Source organism: Conexibacter woesei DSM 14684 (genome assembly GCF_000025265.1).
Taxonomy (GTDB): Bacteria; Actinomycetota; Thermoleophilia; order Solirubrobacterales; family Solirubrobacteraceae; genus Conexibacter; species Conexibacter woesei.
Genome location: NC_013739.1, coordinates 4,520,572 through 4,535,949 on the forward strand (window position 1 = coordinate 4,520,572; position 15,378 = coordinate 4,535,949).

At 73.3% G+C, this 15,378-nt stretch carries 9 protein-coding genes; 1 reads left to right on the forward strand and 8 read right to left on the reverse strand.

Going from position 1 to position 15,378, the window contains the following annotated elements:
* Positions 1-5 precede the first annotated feature (5 nt).
* The 5 genes from CWOE_RS21350 to CWOE_RS31190 all read right to left on the reverse strand — a co-directional run bounded on the left by CWOE_RS21350 (position 6) and on the right by CWOE_RS31190 (position 7,535).
* Positions 6-857 (reverse strand): ABC transporter permease, encoded by an 852-nt coding sequence (locus tag CWOE_RS21350; RefSeq protein ID WP_012935719.1) that lies wholly within the window; start codon positions 855-857, stop codon positions 6-8.
* Positions 857-1,660, reverse strand: coding sequence for an ABC transporter ATP-binding protein (locus tag CWOE_RS21355; RefSeq protein ID WP_012935720.1), 804 nt, complete (start codon positions 1,658-1,660; stop codon positions 857-859). Before CWOE_RS21355 ends, CWOE_RS21350 begins: the two co-directional genes overlap by 1 nt.
* The gene (locus CWOE_RS21360; RefSeq protein ID WP_012935721.1) at positions 1,657-2,712 is read right to left on the reverse strand and encodes an ABC transporter substrate-binding protein; all 1,056 of its coding nucleotides are present in this window, start codon (positions 2,710-2,712) and stop codon (positions 1,657-1,659) included. Before CWOE_RS21360 ends, CWOE_RS21355 begins: the two co-directional genes overlap by 4 nt.
* A gap of 178 nt (positions 2,713-2,890) precedes the next feature.
* Positions 2,891-5,911, reverse strand: coding sequence for a BTAD domain-containing putative transcriptional regulator (locus tag CWOE_RS34370; protein ID WP_049793357.1), 3,021 nt, complete (start codon positions 5,909-5,911; stop codon positions 2,891-2,893).
* Between the two features lie 67 nt (positions 5,912-5,978).
* Positions 5,979-7,535 (reverse strand): choice-of-anchor A family protein, encoded by a 1,557-nt coding sequence (locus CWOE_RS31190; RefSeq protein ID WP_012935723.1) that lies wholly within the window; start codon positions 7,533-7,535, stop codon positions 5,979-5,981.
* 290 nt (positions 7,536-7,825) lie between these two features.
* Between CWOE_RS31190 and CWOE_RS21375 the strand changes: the two genes are divergently transcribed.
* Positions 7,826-8,668: a L,D-transpeptidase gene (locus tag CWOE_RS21375; RefSeq protein ID WP_081425456.1), complete on the forward strand. Its 843-nt coding sequence runs from the start codon at positions 7,826-7,828 to the stop codon at positions 8,666-8,668.
* An 82-nt stretch (positions 8,669-8,750) separates the two neighbouring features.
* Here the strand turns inward: CWOE_RS21375 and CWOE_RS21380 are convergent, their stop codons facing one another.
* From CWOE_RS21380 to CWOE_RS21390, 3 genes are all read right to left on the reverse strand, one after another.
* A complete protein-coding gene (locus CWOE_RS21380; protein ID WP_012935725.1) occupies positions 8,751-9,944 on the reverse strand; it encodes an SGNH/GDSL hydrolase family protein in 1,194 nt (397 codons plus the stop codon).
* A 246-nt stretch (positions 9,945-10,190) separates the two neighbouring features.
* Positions 10,191-12,410 (reverse strand): PhoX family protein, encoded by a 2,220-nt coding sequence (locus tag CWOE_RS21385; RefSeq protein WP_012935726.1) that lies wholly within the window; start codon positions 12,408-12,410, stop codon positions 10,191-10,193.
* 111 nt (positions 12,411-12,521) lie between these two features.
* A complete protein-coding gene (locus CWOE_RS21390; protein WP_012935727.1) occupies positions 12,522-15,173 on the reverse strand; it encodes an alpha/beta hydrolase in 2,652 nt (883 codons plus the stop codon).
* Positions 15,174-15,378: the final 205 nt, after the last annotated feature.

Sequence of the window (15,378 nt, forward strand, 5' to 3'; positions counted from 1 at the left end):
CCCAGTCAAGCGTTGTTCTCCTTGCGGCCCGCGTGGTACCACGGCAGCAGCAGTCGTTCGAACAGGCGAACCAGTCCGAAGAGCGCGATGCCGATGGCGGCGAGCACGATGATCGTCGCGAACATCTCTGCGGTCGCGACCTGGTTGTTGAGCGTCAGGATGAGGTACCCGAGGCCTGCGTCTGCGCCGACCCACTCGGCGAAGACCGCGCCGATCACCGACAGCGCGGCGCCGATCTTCAGGCCCGAGAAGAGGAACGGCAGCGAGCTCGGCAGCTGCGCGGTCCGGAAGCGCTTCCAACGGCCGGCGCCGAGCGTCTTGAGCAGATTCAGCAGCTCAGGCTCGGTCGACTTGAGGCCGTCGAGCGTGTTGACGGCGATCGGGAAGAAGCTCACGAGCATGATCACGATCACCTTCGGGCGCATGTCGAAGCCGGTCCAGATCACGAGGATCGGCGCGATCGCCGGGATCGGGACCATCTGCGAGACGACCAGCCACGGGTACATCGCGCGCTCGGCGAGCACGGAGCTGGCGAGCAGCACCGCGAGCCCGACGCCGAGCACGATCGCGAGCGAGTAGCCGATCAGGATCTCCTTGATCGTCACCCACGCGTTGTCCGCCAGCAGCGTGCGGTTGTCCCACATCGCGCTGAAGACGTCGGTCGGCGCCGGCAGCGTCGACTCCTCGGTGCCGCTGACCTTCACGCCGACCTGCCAGATCACCAGAATCGCGATCAGGAAGAGCAGCGGCGGGAGCACGTGCCCGGCGATGGTGCGCATGCGGGCGCCGGCCGACGGCCGCGCCTGCTCGCTCGCGCCGTTCTCGCGCGTCGGAGCGGCGCTCTGCACGGCGGACATCAGGCCACCACCTCTTCCAGCTGGCGGCGCGACGCCTCGTGCAGCGGCCGCAGCAGTCTCTCCTTCAGCGCCACGAACTCCGGGGAGCTGTGGATCTCGAACGTGCGCGGGCGCGGCAGGTCGATCTCGACACACTGCTGCACGCGTCCCGGCCGGCCCGACATCACGTAGACGCGGTCGGACAGGTAGATCGCCTCCTCGACGTCATGCGTGATGAAGAGGATCGTCTTGCGGTCGGCGGCCCAGACGTCGAGCAGCCACTCCTGCATCGTCTGCCGCGTCAGCGCGTCGAGTGCGCCGAACGGCTCGTCGAGCAGCATCAGCTCACGGCCGGCGAGGAACGTGCGCAGCAGCGCGGCGCGCTGCCGCATGCCGCCGGACAGGTTGCTCGGCCAGCGTCTCTCGAAGCCCTTGAGCCCGAAGCGGCCCAGCTCGGCGCGGGCCAGCTCACGTGCGTCCTTGCGCGAGACGCCGCCCATCTCCAGCCCGAGAGTGACGTTGTCGAGCACTGAGCGCCACGGCATCAGCAGGTCCTTCTGCGGCATGTAGCCGACGCGGCCGAGCATCGAGCCGTGCTCCTCGCCGTCGAGCAGGACGCGCCCCTGGGTGGGGCGCGTCAGGCCGGCGACGATGTTGAAGAGCGTCGACTTGCCGCAGCCGCTCGGGCCGACGATCGAGACGAACTCGCCGGGAGCGATCCGCAGATCGGCCCCCGCGAGCGCGACGACCGTCTCGCCCTCGTCACCGGCGAAGCGCTTGCCGACGTCCTCGACGCAGAGCTTGGCGGGAGCGGCGGCGGTCATGATCCGCCGGCCGCAGGGAGATATCTGTCGCCGCCGTAGCGCTCCGGCGTGAACGGCTCTCTCGCGAGTCTGTTGTCGACCATCCAGCTCGAGAGCGCCTCGACGTTTCTCGGGTCGAGCGTGCCGAAGCGCGCGGCGTCGCCCTGGAACAGCGGCTCGAACGCTCTCAGCTGCGCGGCCGTCAGGTCTCTTCTGAGCGACTTGTTCTCCGACAGGAGGTCCGCCAGCGACTGCTGCGGGTCTCTGATCGTGTCCTCGTAGCCCTGGACCGTCGCGGCCGTGAACGCTCTTATCAGCGCCGGGTCCTGCTGGATGTGCTTTTGGGTCGAGAAGGCGACGAGGCCCGGGTAGACCGGTCCGCCGTTCTCGTCGAGCTTGAAGCTCTTGGTCGGGAAGCCGTCGACGTCGAGCTGGACGCCGTCGGAGGGCCAGAAGCCGATGAAGCCGGCGACCTTGCCGTTCTGGAGGTTCTGCACGCCGTTGAAGCCGATCGTGACGACCTTCACCTTCGACGGGTCGCCGCCGTCGTTTCTGACGACGGTGTCGAGCGTTGCGTTGTCGGACGGCACGCCGGTGACGCCGACGGTCTTGCCCTCGAAGTCCTTGCCGGAGGCGATGTTGTCTCTCTCCAGCGTGATGACGCCGCCGAGCGGCCGCTGGACGATCCCCAGGAACGCCTCGATGTCGAGCCCCTCGCCGATCTGGTTGGCGACGTCGAGGCCGTCCGCGAGGCCGAAGTCGGCCTTGTTCGCGTTGATGAGGCGCAGCGTGTCAGCGGTCGAGGTCGGCTGGATCACGCGCAGATCGATGTTGTGGTCTCTGTAGTAGCCGGCTGCCAATGCCCGGTAGATGCCCGCGTGGACGGCGTTGGGAACGAAGTCGAGCACGAGCGTCGCCTTGGTCATCTCGGCGAGCTCGCCACCAGACGTCGTTCTGACGTTGTCGGCGGTCCCCCCAGAGTCGCTGCCACCGCAGGCGGCGAACGTCGCGACCAACGCGACAGTCGCAATCGCAAGGGTGAGCTGGCGCCACGTCGTCCTCAGCTGTCTCATCATCTCTCCGGTGTTCAGTGGACTGAACTACGATCAGTTGGCTGTACCTAAGATTGTCCATGCCCCGTCAAGGGGTCGTTGGCCGGATGGCAAAAGATCATCCCTCGTTATCGACCGGGGACGCCTCACCTGAGCGCCAGCGCGCCAAGACATGTGCGATCTTGCGGCCCGGAGCGGGCTAGATGCGATCGCGCGCAGGCTGAGCGTAGACGTCCAGCTCGCGCCGGATCGCGTCGGCGACCGCCGGCGCGCCGATCGCCTCCGCAGCGGCGATCGCGGCACGGAAGCGCTCGCGCGCCTCCCCCGGACGGCCGAGCGCGCCGGCCAGCTCGCCGAGCGCGCGCGAGACCGGCGCAAGGTAGATCGAGCACGGCGCGACAGCGTGACGGTCGGCGAACGGCACGAGCAGGTCGTGCAGGGCGGCGGCGCGCTCATGGTCACCGAGGCGAGCGGCGACGAACGCGAGCGCCGTGCGGACGTGCAGCTGCGAGCCCTCGGCGCGGCCGAGGTCCGCCAGCTCGTCCGGCCGCCAACGGCTGAGACGGCGCCGTGCCTCGTCTCGGTCGCCGGCGAGCAGCCGCGCGAGCAGCGCGAGCGTGCGCGGCGCGTCGAGCGACGGCTGCAGGCGCACGAGGTCGTCCGCCTCGCCGAGCGCGGCGGCGACGGTGCCGCGCGCGAGCCGCGCGCGGATCCGGCGCCACCCATGCGCTGCGTGTTCGTCGGCGCCCGCGTCCTCGCCCGCGAGCAGCCCGGCGGTCAGGCGCACGTCGCCGGCGATGTGGAGCGTGCGACAGTCCCCGAGCGCGGTCGCCAGCTCCTCCAGCCGGCGGGCGGCGGCGCCGGTCGCCGCTGCCCGGCCCAGCTCGCCGAGCAGCGGCAGCGCCTGAAGGAGCGCGGCGACCTCGACCGCGCGGTCGCCCTCGGCGCGCGCCCGCGCGGCGAGCGCGTCGGCCCGCTCGAGCCGCAGCTCGGCCCGCTCCGGCTCGCGACGGGCGTCGATCAGGGCGAGCTGGATGCGAGCGTGGATGCGGAGCGGGAGGTCGCTGGGTGCGGGCGCGCCTGGGTCCGCGGCGTCGGCTGCGGTGCGCGCGGCCTCGGCGGTGCGCGCGGCCTCGTCCGCGAGCCGCTCCGCCTCCTGCGGGTCGCTCCACGAGCGGTCGATCGCGAGGCGCGCGAGCAGCTGCGCGCGGAGCAGAGCGGCGGGGGTTGGCGGGGTTGCGGCGGGCGGCGCGGCAGGCGCTGGCGGCGTTGCGGGCGGCGGCGGCGTCGCGAGGGTCGGCGGGGTCGCGGGCGTTTGCGGCGGCGCTGGGGCGGACGGGGCCGCGGCGGGCGGCGGGGCGGCGGCGGGCGGCGGGGCGGCGGCGGGCGGCGGCGCGGCGGCGGGCGGCGGCGCGGCGGCGGGCGGCGGGGCGGCGGCGGGCGGCGGGGCGGCGGCGGGCGGCGGCGCGGCGGCGGGCGGCGGCGCGGCGGCGGGGAGGCGGGTGAGGGCGTCGCGGAGGCGGCGGGCGAGGCCGCCGTCGGAGTGGGTCGCGCGACCGGCGCCGGCGGTTCCGCCTGTGGCGAGCGCGGCGCGGGCGACGAGCTGCGGATCCGCCCGCTCGCACGCGGCCTCGTAGGCGGAGGCCGCCGCGCGCCAGGCGCGATCGGGATCGTCGCGGCGCAGCGCGCGGCCGAGATCGAGCAGCAGCCCGACCCGATCGCGGCGCGCCGGGCCAACCGCCAGCGCGCGCTCCGCCAGCTCGGCCGCCTGCGCGAAGGCGCGGCCGCGCAGCAGCAGCGCGACGCCCTCGCGGGCGCGTCGCACGGCGTCGTCGCGGCCGATCGCCGGAACGCCCCGCAGGGCGAGCCGCGCGATCGCGACGCGATCGCCGTCGATCCGCTCCAGCAGCTCCGCGCCGTCAGCGGCGATCTGCGCCCGCGCGGTGACGCCAATGCTGGCCAGCACCGCCTCGGCGTCGGGCGCGTACGGGAACGTGACGGCGGGCCCCAGCCACGACGAGACGGGTGCGAGCAGCCCGTCGTCGAACGCTCGCTGGAGCTGCGCGAGCGCGTCCGCCCGATCGCCGTCGTCCAGCCGCACGAGCAGCTCGATCGCGGCGACCTCGCCGAGCGCCGCCGCCCGCTGGACGAGCGCCGTCGCGCGCGGACCGAGCACGTCGAGCCGGGCCGCAAGCGCGGCGCTCGCGGCTGACGCGTGGGCAGCGGCGGTGGCGGTGGGCGACGTGTGGGCCGGGCCAGCGGGCGGCGCGTGGGCGGCGCCGGTGGCGGGCATGTCGGCGGCGCCGGCGGCGGGCGCGTGGGCGGCGCCGGTGGCGGGCGTGTCGGCGGTGCCGGCGGCGGGCGCGTGGGCGGCGCCGGCGGCGGGCGCGTGGGCGGCGCCGGCGGCGGGGGTGCGGGCGGCGCCGGCGGGCAGCGCGTGGACCGAGCCGGCGGGCGGCGCGGTTCGGGGCGCATCCCCCGCCGGCGGATCCTCCCCTTGCAGCAGCCGCTGGTGCAGCTCGCGCACCGACGGCGACGGGATCGCGCCCAGCTCGGTGTCGAGGCGGCCGCGCAGCTCCTCGTAGACGCGCAGCGCGGCGGCGCCTTCGTCGAGCGCGGCGAGCGTCTCCATCAGCGCGAGGTGGGCCGACTCGCGCAGCGGCGCACGAGCGATCGCGTGACGTGCGGCGCGCTCGCCCTCCCGTGCGCGATCGCCGCCCAGCTCGGCCCCCGCACGCGCGAACAGCTCCAGCGCGTCGAGGTGCGTCGCCTCGACGTCGGTCCGCCACGGGTCGATCCAGCGCGCGTCGAAGTCGACGAGCAGGCCGCGGCCGGCGATCTCGCGTGCCCGCCCGGCGTGCTCCCACGCCGCTTCCGCCTCGCCGCGGTCGAGCGCAGCGCGCGCGGCGGCGAGCGCGGCCGCCCCCACCTCGACGTCGACGGTCGCGTCCGCCGGCAGCACGAGCCGCACGGCTGCCCCGACGGGCAGCGCATCGGCTCCGAGCGAGCGGCGCAGCCGCGAGAGCAGGCTGCTCACCACGGCGCGCGGCTCGCGCGGACGCGACGTGACCCACAGCGCGTCGACGAGCGCGGCGTGGCGCACCGGACGATGCCGGTGCAGGACGAGGTACGCGAACAGCTGCGTCGCCAATCCGTTCGGCAGCGGGGCGAGGAGCGTTCGCGCCCGCACCTCGCCGCACAGAGCGACCTCCGTCAGCACGGCCCGTACTTTGACGCACGAACGCTCGCTTCGCCACATCGCTGCGGCGGAGCGGCGCCCGGAGTGATCAGCCGGTGTAGGCCGGCTCGACCGCGCCGCTCGCGCAGCGGACGAAGCTGAGCCGCAGCGTCTTCGCCCTCGCTCCGCTCGCGCGCGTGAACGCGACACGCGCCGTCAGCGTGTTGGATCCGGTCACGAGCCGCGCCGCCGGGATGCGCAGTGCCGCGACCTGCCTGCCGCCGACCCGGACCGTCTTCAGCGCTCTGCCGTTGAGCAGGAACGCGACCGAGCGGATCTGTCTGCCCGACACTCTCGCCTGCGCCGCGTCCTTGACGCAGCCGACCGTGCCGGCGATGCGCGCCGCGGCCTTCGGGCGTCTGCCGCCGCTCCCGGTGACGCCCTTGACGCCGCCTCTTCCGGTCGGCGTTCTCGACTCGCTCGCCGGCGGGGACGCGGCTGGCGGCGTGTCGGCCGTTCTCGGCTGCTCGGGCGCTCTCGGCTGCTCCGGGGTTCTCGGCTGCTCGGGGGTTCTCGGCTCCTCCGGCGTTCTCGGCTCCTCCGGCGTTCTCGGCTCCTCCGGCGAGATGCACGAGATCTTCGGCACGAAGGGAGCGTCGTGGATCTCACCGCCGCCGATGTGCGCCAGCTGGCCGACGACGACCGCGCCCTCGACGTTGCTGCGCGAGTCGATCGTGACGTTCGCGTGCGGGGCGAAGATCGTGCCCTCGACGCTGGCGCTGTTCGGCGTCAACGTCAGCTCGGTCGCGACCGGGAAGTTGATCATGATGCGGCTCGCCTGATCGAAGCCGATGCCGGAGTAGTTGGGCGCCTGCCACTCGCCGGTCGTCCAGTCGGTGACGTTGATCAGCAACGAGGCGTCCGCCGGCATCCCTTCCACGAACGTGATCGTCTGGATCTTTCTCAGCTGCGCGCTCGTCAGGTTCAGCACCCTCGTGCTCCCGGCGGTGACGCGCAGGAAGACGTTGAGGTTGTCGCCACTCCAGTCGGTCAGCGCGCCGTTCGCGTTCCTCGTCTCGATGTTCGCCTCGCATCTGCCGATCGCGACCGAGCTTCTGCGCATCGTCGCGAAGGCGCCTCTGAAGTCGATCGAGTTCGCGACCGGGCCGAGGACCGAAGCGGCCGGCTGCTCGGTGTGGATGTCGATGCTGCCGAAGCCCTCGTTCGACGGCCGCACGTGCGTGATGCCTCCGTTCGGCATAACGCGAGCGCCGGTCCCGTTCACGATGTGGGCGTAGTTGCCGTGCAGCACCTTGACCGTGCCGCCGCCGAACGCGACGCTGCCGCCGACGTAGAGGGCCGTTGGCCGGGCCTCGCCTTGCGCTGTCCAGCGACCGTCGTTGTTGTTGCCGACGTTGTAGTTCGCTTCCTGAGGGATCGACAGATCGCCGCCGAGCGCGAGCGACCCGTCGTTCTCGTTGCTGACGACCCGCGCGTCTCTCTCCACGAAGACCGTGAAACCGAGCGTCGGCTGCAACGGCGCGAGTGCGTCGACGTCCGCGGCCGCCTCGCCCGTGAACGCAAGCAGGGCGCCGCCGAGCGCGATGATCGACGCCGTCGAGGCGAGCGTGCGGCGGCGGGTGGACGCGGGGGCTCTGGCTTCCATGCGCATGACTCCGGTCGGTTTGGCGGCGCGTGCGTGGGACCCGCGGCGACGCAGATCGCGACAAGCGTCACACGCGGACGCGCCAGCTTGCCCCGCCCACGTTGCACCGGCATTGCAAGGACATTGCGGACGCGGTCACGGTGCAACCTCTGTGCAACCGCCGGTGCCCTAACGTGACGGCCGTGCGCCACCTCCGCCATCGCGCCCTGCGCCTCGCCACCGCTCTGACGGTCGCGGTAGTGGCGGTCGCGGTGGCCGGAGTGGGAGCGGCCGGAGCGGCTGGCGCGAGCGTGGCCGGTACGGCCGGAGCCGGCACGGCGGGAGCGGGAGCGGCCGGCGCGTGGACGAGTGGGGCCGGCGCCGGAGCGGCCGGAGCGGGAGCGGCCGGAGCGGGCACGGCGGGAGCGGGAGCGGCCGGCGCGTGGACGAGTGTGGCCGGAGCGGGCGCGGCCGGGACCGGCGCGGGCGGGACGGGCGCGGGCGCAGCGGCGGGAGCGGGCGATCGCATCCTCTCCGACGAGCGGGTCTCGTCGCGGTGGGCGTATCCGGCGCGGGTGGCGACGATCCGGGAGCGGCCGGCGGTGGACGCCGCGGCCGTCGCGCGGACCGAGCTGCTGACGGAGGTCGGGCGGCCGAACGTCTACCTCGCGCTCGTCGAGCGGCGCGCCGCGGACGGGCGCCGCTGGGTCCGGATCCGCGTGCCCGACCGGCCGAACGGGCGCACCGGCTGGCTGCCGCGGGACGCGCTCGGGCCGCTGCACCGCGTCGCGACGCAGCTGGTCGTCGACCGCCGCACGCTGCGCGCGACGCTGCGCCGCGCGGGTCGCACCGTGCTGACCGTCCGGATCGGCATCGGTGCCGCCGCGACGCCGACGCCCGCCGGCCGCTACTGGATCCGCGAGAAGCTGCGCTTCGCCGCGCAGCCGGTCTACGGCACCCACGCGCTCGGCACGTCGGCCTACGCCCCGACGCTGACCGAGTGGCCGGCCGGCGGCGTCGTCGGGCTCCACGGCACCGATCAGCCGGAGCTGATCCCGGGCCGGCCGTCGCACGGCTGCGTCCGCATCCGCAACGCCGAGATGGCGCGGCTGTGGCGCCTCACCCCGATCGGCACGCCAGTCCTGATCCGCTGACGCTCTGAGCCGGCGCCGAGGTCGTCCTGGCTTGTGGTCGCATAGCGACAGCAATCCAGGACAACCTCCAAGCCGCGCGCGGCTATCTCAGCGTCATCACCGGCTCTCCGGCGCCGGTCAACCCGTTCGCGCCGCGGGTGCAGGTGCCGCCTCTCGGGGCGCCCGCGTTGTACGCCTGCCGCAGGCAGTTGCGCAGTGCGAGCTGGCCCCACCAGTTCGGGTGCAGCGACTCCTGGATGTAGTAGTCCGACCCGATCGTCGTGAGTGTGCGTATCGCGTTGACCCACTCGGTGTTGTCGACCGCGCCGGCAGCTCTCCAGTTCGCGAGTCCTCTTTCCTCCAACAGCCCGACCGTGTTCTCGCACAGCCGCCGGCCGTCGAACGCTCTGCTGAGGTACATGTGCAGCACGTTCGTCAGCCCGGTCCCCGTCGCGGCGTTGTGGACCGCGGCCGAGATCGTCGGCAGCGCGGTCGCGTTCGCCCAGTTCGCGTCCGCGTTCCACATGCCGCAGCCACCGGTGTTCTGGCGCGTGAGGCCCGACTCGCCGTAACGGAAGCCCGCACCGTTCGGTACCGGCGACTCGTAGTCCTGCACGACGATCCGGTAGTCGCCGTCGGCGTAGCCGGCGGTCGACATAGCGCTCCGCACGTTGAGGATCGCGGTTCTGATCGCGGTCGTCTGCGCCGTCACGTTCGCGGGCGTGAAGTTGGCCGTCACCGACGCGTCGTCGTTGCAGTGATTCTGTGCCCACCACGGCGACGTCAGCCAGTCGGTCAGGCACGTCTGGATGATCGAAGCGAAGTTGAAGTTGTTGCCGCCGATCGAGATCGCGACGAGCTTCACGTTGTTGGCCGCCGCAAATCTCTGCAGCCGCAGCGCCTGCCCCTCGTTCCCACCGCTGTTGTAGAAGTCGAGCCCCGGCTTGAAGTTGCCGTCGGAGTCGGTGAACGTCGCCGTGCGCGCGCCCGAGCACGCGAGGTTGACGGAGTTCACGCCACCGCCGATGTGCGCCTCGGCCGCCGTCGAGCGATGGCAGCGGACGATCGCCTCCGCCGTTCTCGTCGCATTGTCGAAATACGTTCTCGCTCCGCCCGCGTCATGGTTGGCGGAGCTGCCGTTCGTGTTGCCGGCCCAACGGCCGGCCTCGCCCGAGATGTAGGAGTCGCCGAGCGTGGCGACCCACGGCGTCCCGACTCCAGGCCCGTCGGCCTGCGCGGCTCCCGCCGACACCCCGACGGCGCCGACGACCACCAGCGCGGCGAACGCCGCGCGCATTGCAACAGCACGCTGTCGCATCTCTCTCCCCTTGATCGTGGGCGGTGCCCCAGTTGCCCGCCCGCCGACCGATCCTAACCAGTTTTCTGTGTGTCGCGCGAGCGCGAGCCACCGCGCCGAACCCGCCGCCGAACGAGTTCGGGGCCTCGCCGCGGCACGTGCGGCGAGGCCCCGGTTCCCGCGACTCCGCGTTCCCCCCCGCGGAGCTTCCCCCTCTGCGGGAGTCTTCGACGAGCCGGCTCAGGCTCAGGTCAGCACGATCCGCGCGCCCCTCGTCGTCACGTTTCTGGCGCGGTCCGCCGCCTGCACGTCGAGCTGAGCGTCAGCGCGACGTGCGAGGCGCAGCAGCAGGCGCTCCCGCCCCCGCGCGCGCAGCGTCACGATCACGCCGCCGGCGGCGTCGGTGCGGGCGCGTGCGGTGTCGACCTCGATGCGGCGCTCGCCCCAGCCCCAGCGCCAGCCGCGCCGCCGGCCGCCGCGGATCGTCGCGCGCAGGCGCACGTCGAGCGTCGCCGCCTCGTCGACGTGCAGCCGCACCGTCAGCCCGCTGTGCAGGAACGAGTCGAGCGAGATGCGCTCGCGCACGTCGAGCGTCAGCTGCGGCGGAGTGGTGTCGCGCGGCGGGAGCGGCGGCGCGGGCACGATGCGCGAGCCCGGGGCGCCGCCGCGCCGCACCTTCGTGATCGCGACCGTCGCGGGGATCGGCTTCGTCGGGTTGCGCTCCGTGGTCTTGCTGCCCTTCGGCCAGTACGACGAGTACGAGGCGGTGCTGCTCGGGTCGCCGGAGGAGTTCTCGCCCGGGTGCTGGACGTTGACGAACAGCGTCTGCTCGTCAGGCGTGAAGTACGGGCCAGTGCCCTCCGACTGGACCGGCATGTTCGCGAAGCGGTACGCCGTCGCCGCGCCCGCCTCCTGACCCGCGGGGATCATGAAGACGGCGTTGTTGGCGTGGAACGCCTGCGGTCTCGTGGGATCGTTGAGCGTGCCCGACGAGATGTCGGTGACGATCCAGAGGTTGCCGGCCTTGTCGAAGACGAGATTGTCGGGCGAGGAGAAGCCCTCCTCCCCCGTCCCGGCACCGTCGTGCCGGCCGCCGGCCGCGTAGTCCTCCCACTCGAACGGCGCACCCTCGCCGACCGCGGTCGCGTCGTTCTGGTGCTCGACGAAGCGGCGGATGGAGCCGTGCACGTCATTCACGCCCGAGTTGTTCGTCAGCGCGATCCAGACGCTGCCGTCCTCACCGACCTCGACGTCCTCCGGGCGGTTGGTCGCGTAGTGCGCCGTCCACTCCGCGGCGCCGACGTTGCTCGCGATCCGCACATGCGTGTCGACCAGCTCGTCCTCGGTCACCTCACGCCACCAGCCGGTGCCCTCGGTCGCGGTCAGGAGCGTGCCGGCCGCGTCGAATCTGCGACGGCCGTCCGGCTCCCAGCGCGCGACGTAGAGCTTCCCGCTCGCGAGGATCCGCAGGTTCTCCGAGCGGCGGCCGGGGCGGTACGGCAGCTCGGAGACGAACTTGTAGACGGCGCCGTCGTTGCGATCGTCGCCCATGTAGAGCACGAACGGCTTGTTCGGCCGCGCGCGGAAGGCGGTGTTCTCGTGGCGGAAGCGGCCGAGCGCGGTGTGCTTGGCGCCGGTGAAGCTCGGGTCGTAAGGGTCGTGCTCGCAGACCCAGCCGAACTTCGCCGGTCTCGCCGCGCTGGAACCGTCGCCGTTGACGTAGTCGTCGGTGTCGAGCAGCGGTCTGACCCAGCCGTAGCCGCCGGTCGTGCCGTAGTCCTGGTAGTTCTCCTCGCACGAGAGCGCGGTGCCCCACGGCGTGATCCCGCCCGAGCAGTTGGCGAGCGAGCCGGGCGCGACGGTGCCGATGCCGGGATAGGCGGAGTTCGCCGCCAGCGGCCCGGTGAACGTCAGCGGCGTCGTGTGCGCGGTGACGCGGCGGTTGTACGACGAGGGCGAGACGACCTGCCAGACGTCGTCGCGTCCGCGCTTGATGTGGACGATCGAGTTGCCGACCGACTCCTGCTCGATGCGGACCTGCTCGAGCGTCTTTCTCGCACCGTCGACGTTGCCGTGCTGGAAGAACGGCGCGGGGTACTCGTGGTTGACGAAGATCAGGCCCTCGTCGTCGCCGCGCAGCGGGAAGTAGGCGAGGAAGTCGTTGTTGAAGCCGTAGCGCAGCGTCGCGCCGTCGTCGTCGGCGAACGGGTCGCCCCAGCCGATCAGCACGTCGGCGCGATAGCCCTCGGGCACCTCGAACAGGTCGGCGGAGGAGGGCGCGAGCGCGCGGAAGTCGGAGAAGTCGTTCGGCGAGTGCTGCGGGTGCGCGTGCGCTGTCGCGGGCGCGAGCAGGCCGGCCTTGCCGAGTGACGCGGCCGCCGCCGTCGAAGCGCCGGCGGCCGCGATGCCGCGGATGAACGTGCGCCGTGTCGGAGCGATGGACGTGGGAGACGTCGAGGGATCCATGCGATGGACCTTGCCCCGCGGCGCGCGCTCGCTGGTGAAGGTGCGGTGAACGGCTCGTGGCGAATCGGTGGCGTGGCGCGGCGGCGCTGGGCCGCAGCGCCACGCTGCGGCTCAGCGGACCGTCAGCGTCACCCCTCTCACCGCCGTGCGGGCGTTGCCGCGTGCGTCGACCGCGCGGACCGACAGGCGGTACGTGCCCGCCGGCAGCTTCGCGCCGAGCCGCACCGACCAACGAGAGGTGCCGCGCGCGACGAGCGAGCGCGCGGCCGCCGCGGCGAGCGGCCTGGTCAGCGTGCCGCGCGGCGTCAGGTAGCGCCAGCGACCCTCGCCGACGGCCTTCGCCACCGTCACCTGGACGGCGGCGACCGTGCCGGTGACCGCCTGCCTGCCGCCTGTTCCCGCGCAGCCGCGGTCGGTCGCGACGCCGCGCACGAGGCGCGCGCCCGCCGCGAGCACCCGCGCCGTCGGCGCGGTCGTGTCGGCGCACGTCGCGCGCGCGGCGCCGCCTCCGGGAGGGGCGGCCGGTGCGGCCGGTCCGGCCGCGGCCGGAGCCGCCGGAGCGGCCGCGGCCGGTGCGGCCGCCGCCGCGACGCTCAGCCCGAGCACCTGCCCGGCCTCGGCGACCGTCGTGCGCGGGCTCGCGTCGATCAGGTCGATCGGCTGCGGGCCGGCCGCGCCAGCCGGACCGCCCGCGCCGGCCGCCGCCGGCCCGTCGGCGAGCACGCGCGAGCCGCCGACCGGCTCCTGGAGGCGCACGTCGGCCAGCTCGATCGAGCCGCTCGCCGGCTTGCCGGCCTCGCCGAAGCGCAGCTCCAGTCTGCGCAGCTTCGTCAGGTCGACGCCCTGCGCGGCGAAGTCGCTCAGCGGGACGCGGATCTGGTTGAGGATGATGTGGACGCGCGGCGTGATGTCGCCGGTCGTCTGGTGCAGCGCGTTGCCGTAGCGATGGTCGCCGGCGGCGACGACGCCCTCGTTCCCGGCCGCGTCGGTCACCGCGATCGCGAAGTCCTGCGTCGTCGCGCTCGCGTTCCAGAGCGCGTCCCCCGTGCGCGCGGGATTGCGCGGATCGAAGAAGTTCACCGCGGCGCCGAGCGCGAGCGCCTTGAAGCCGCTGACGTCGCCGCTTGCCGCCGGGATCCGCGTCGCGAGCGACGCGGGCCCCTCCCACGCGGCGGCGATCTGCAAGCCGTAGGAGCGGTTGACGGGAGCGTTCTCGCGCGTGGCTCTCAACGCACCCGAGCTGTTCTGGCCTCCGAGCGCGGTGACGCCGGGCAGCGGGCAGCCCTTCTTCGCGGTCGGCAGCGTGCCGGTCACGGCGCCGAGGTTCACCGGCGCGAAGTGGTCGGGCTCGGGGTTGCACCAGTCGAGGCCGGACGCGGTCGTCGCCGGCACGGGCTGCACGCCGCCGTCGGCCGTGTACGGGCTGCTGAAGCCGCTCGCGGTCAGCGCCGTGCCGAGCGCGCTGACCGTCAGCGGCGCACCGGGGTCGGGGGTGATCACGTCACGCCGTTCCTCCCCACCCGGGAAGTAGCTCGTCAGCACGCGCTCGGCACACGGGATGCGCGTGCCGCTCGTGCTCACCGGGCAGGCCGCGGCCGGGATCTGCCTGCCGTCGCCCTCGGCGCTCAGCTCGCCCGTCACGTACGGGTCGAAGGCGGCCTCGCCGCCGACGTAGCGGCGGAAGAACGACGACATGGTCGCGAGGCCGATCAGCTCCTGGTCGCCCATCAGCGCCGGATCGCCGGAGCCGCGGGTCGTTCTGTCGTAGAGCCCGCCGCTGAGCCGCACGCTGGTCGGGTTGGCCGGGCCGCAGGCGGGATCAGCCGTGCCGGCGTCGTCCCCGTCCGCGAACCACACCGAGTTGAACCAGTTGTGGTTCCCGCCGAGGACCGACTGCTGGATGCGCGGGAACGGGTCGCCGGGAAGCGCGTACTGGCCGCGCTCGAAGAAGCGCGCGCCCTGGAGGTTGGAGACGTCGCCGTCGCACAGCGGCTCGATCGACAGGTGCGGAACGCCCCACGGCGTGCTGCGCTCGTAGTCGACGGGCGCGAGCGCGATCACGCCGCGCAGGTTGTAGCGTCTGCCCGGCGCCGGGCGGGTGCGGTTCCAGTTGACAAAGCTGGTGACGGCGTCGCCGCCGCGCGAGTGGCCCATCAGGCCGATTCTCGTCATGTCGAGCTTCCCGACGAGACGGTCGCCGAGGTTCGAGTTGATCCCGTCCGGCAGCGGCTCGCGGTTGGCCTTCGTCAGCATGTCGAGCGTCGCGGCGATCAGCAGGCGGCGCTGGTGCATCCCGGCGGTCTGGCCGTCCTGGAACGCCATCAGCTGGTCTTGGTCGAGCGAGACGACCGTGTAGCCGTGGCTGGCGAGGTTCTCGCCGAGGTAGGCGTAGCCGCGGTCGTTGCGTTTGAAGGCGGTGCAGAACGGCGAGCTGCCGCTGTCGCACTGCGCGTGGTTGCCGTGGACGAGCACGAGCACCGGCGACGGCGCCGCGCGGTCGCTCGGGTAGTAGAGCGAGCCGCGCAGCTGCAGCGTCACGGCGGCGGCGCTGCCGGTCGGCGCGCCACCCGTCGAGCTGGGCTCCTGCAGGTCGACGGTGCCGGCGCGGAACGGGTCGAGCGTCGTAACGGCGTGCGGACCGCGGACCATCGGGTCCGGCGGCGCGGCGGTCGCCGCGGCGGCTGCGAGGGCGAGGGCGAGGACCGAGAGGATCGTGAGCACCAGCGCCGCAAGCGCGCGCGGTGGGGAAAGGGCGTGTGTCACCAGGTCTCCGTGAGATCGGTTTGTCACTGCGTGATGGGAGAGCGGGAGCCGCTCGCTTTCCGCTGCGGGATCGGCGTCCTTGCTCGTGCGGTCGACCCTCCACGCGGACGTGCAGCCCTCGATGCCCGGTCCGCGCCTCGGTTCTCACCGGCTGTCGGATCGTATGCGCGCTCGTTGAATCGTCACCTAGCCCTGAGGCCAAACC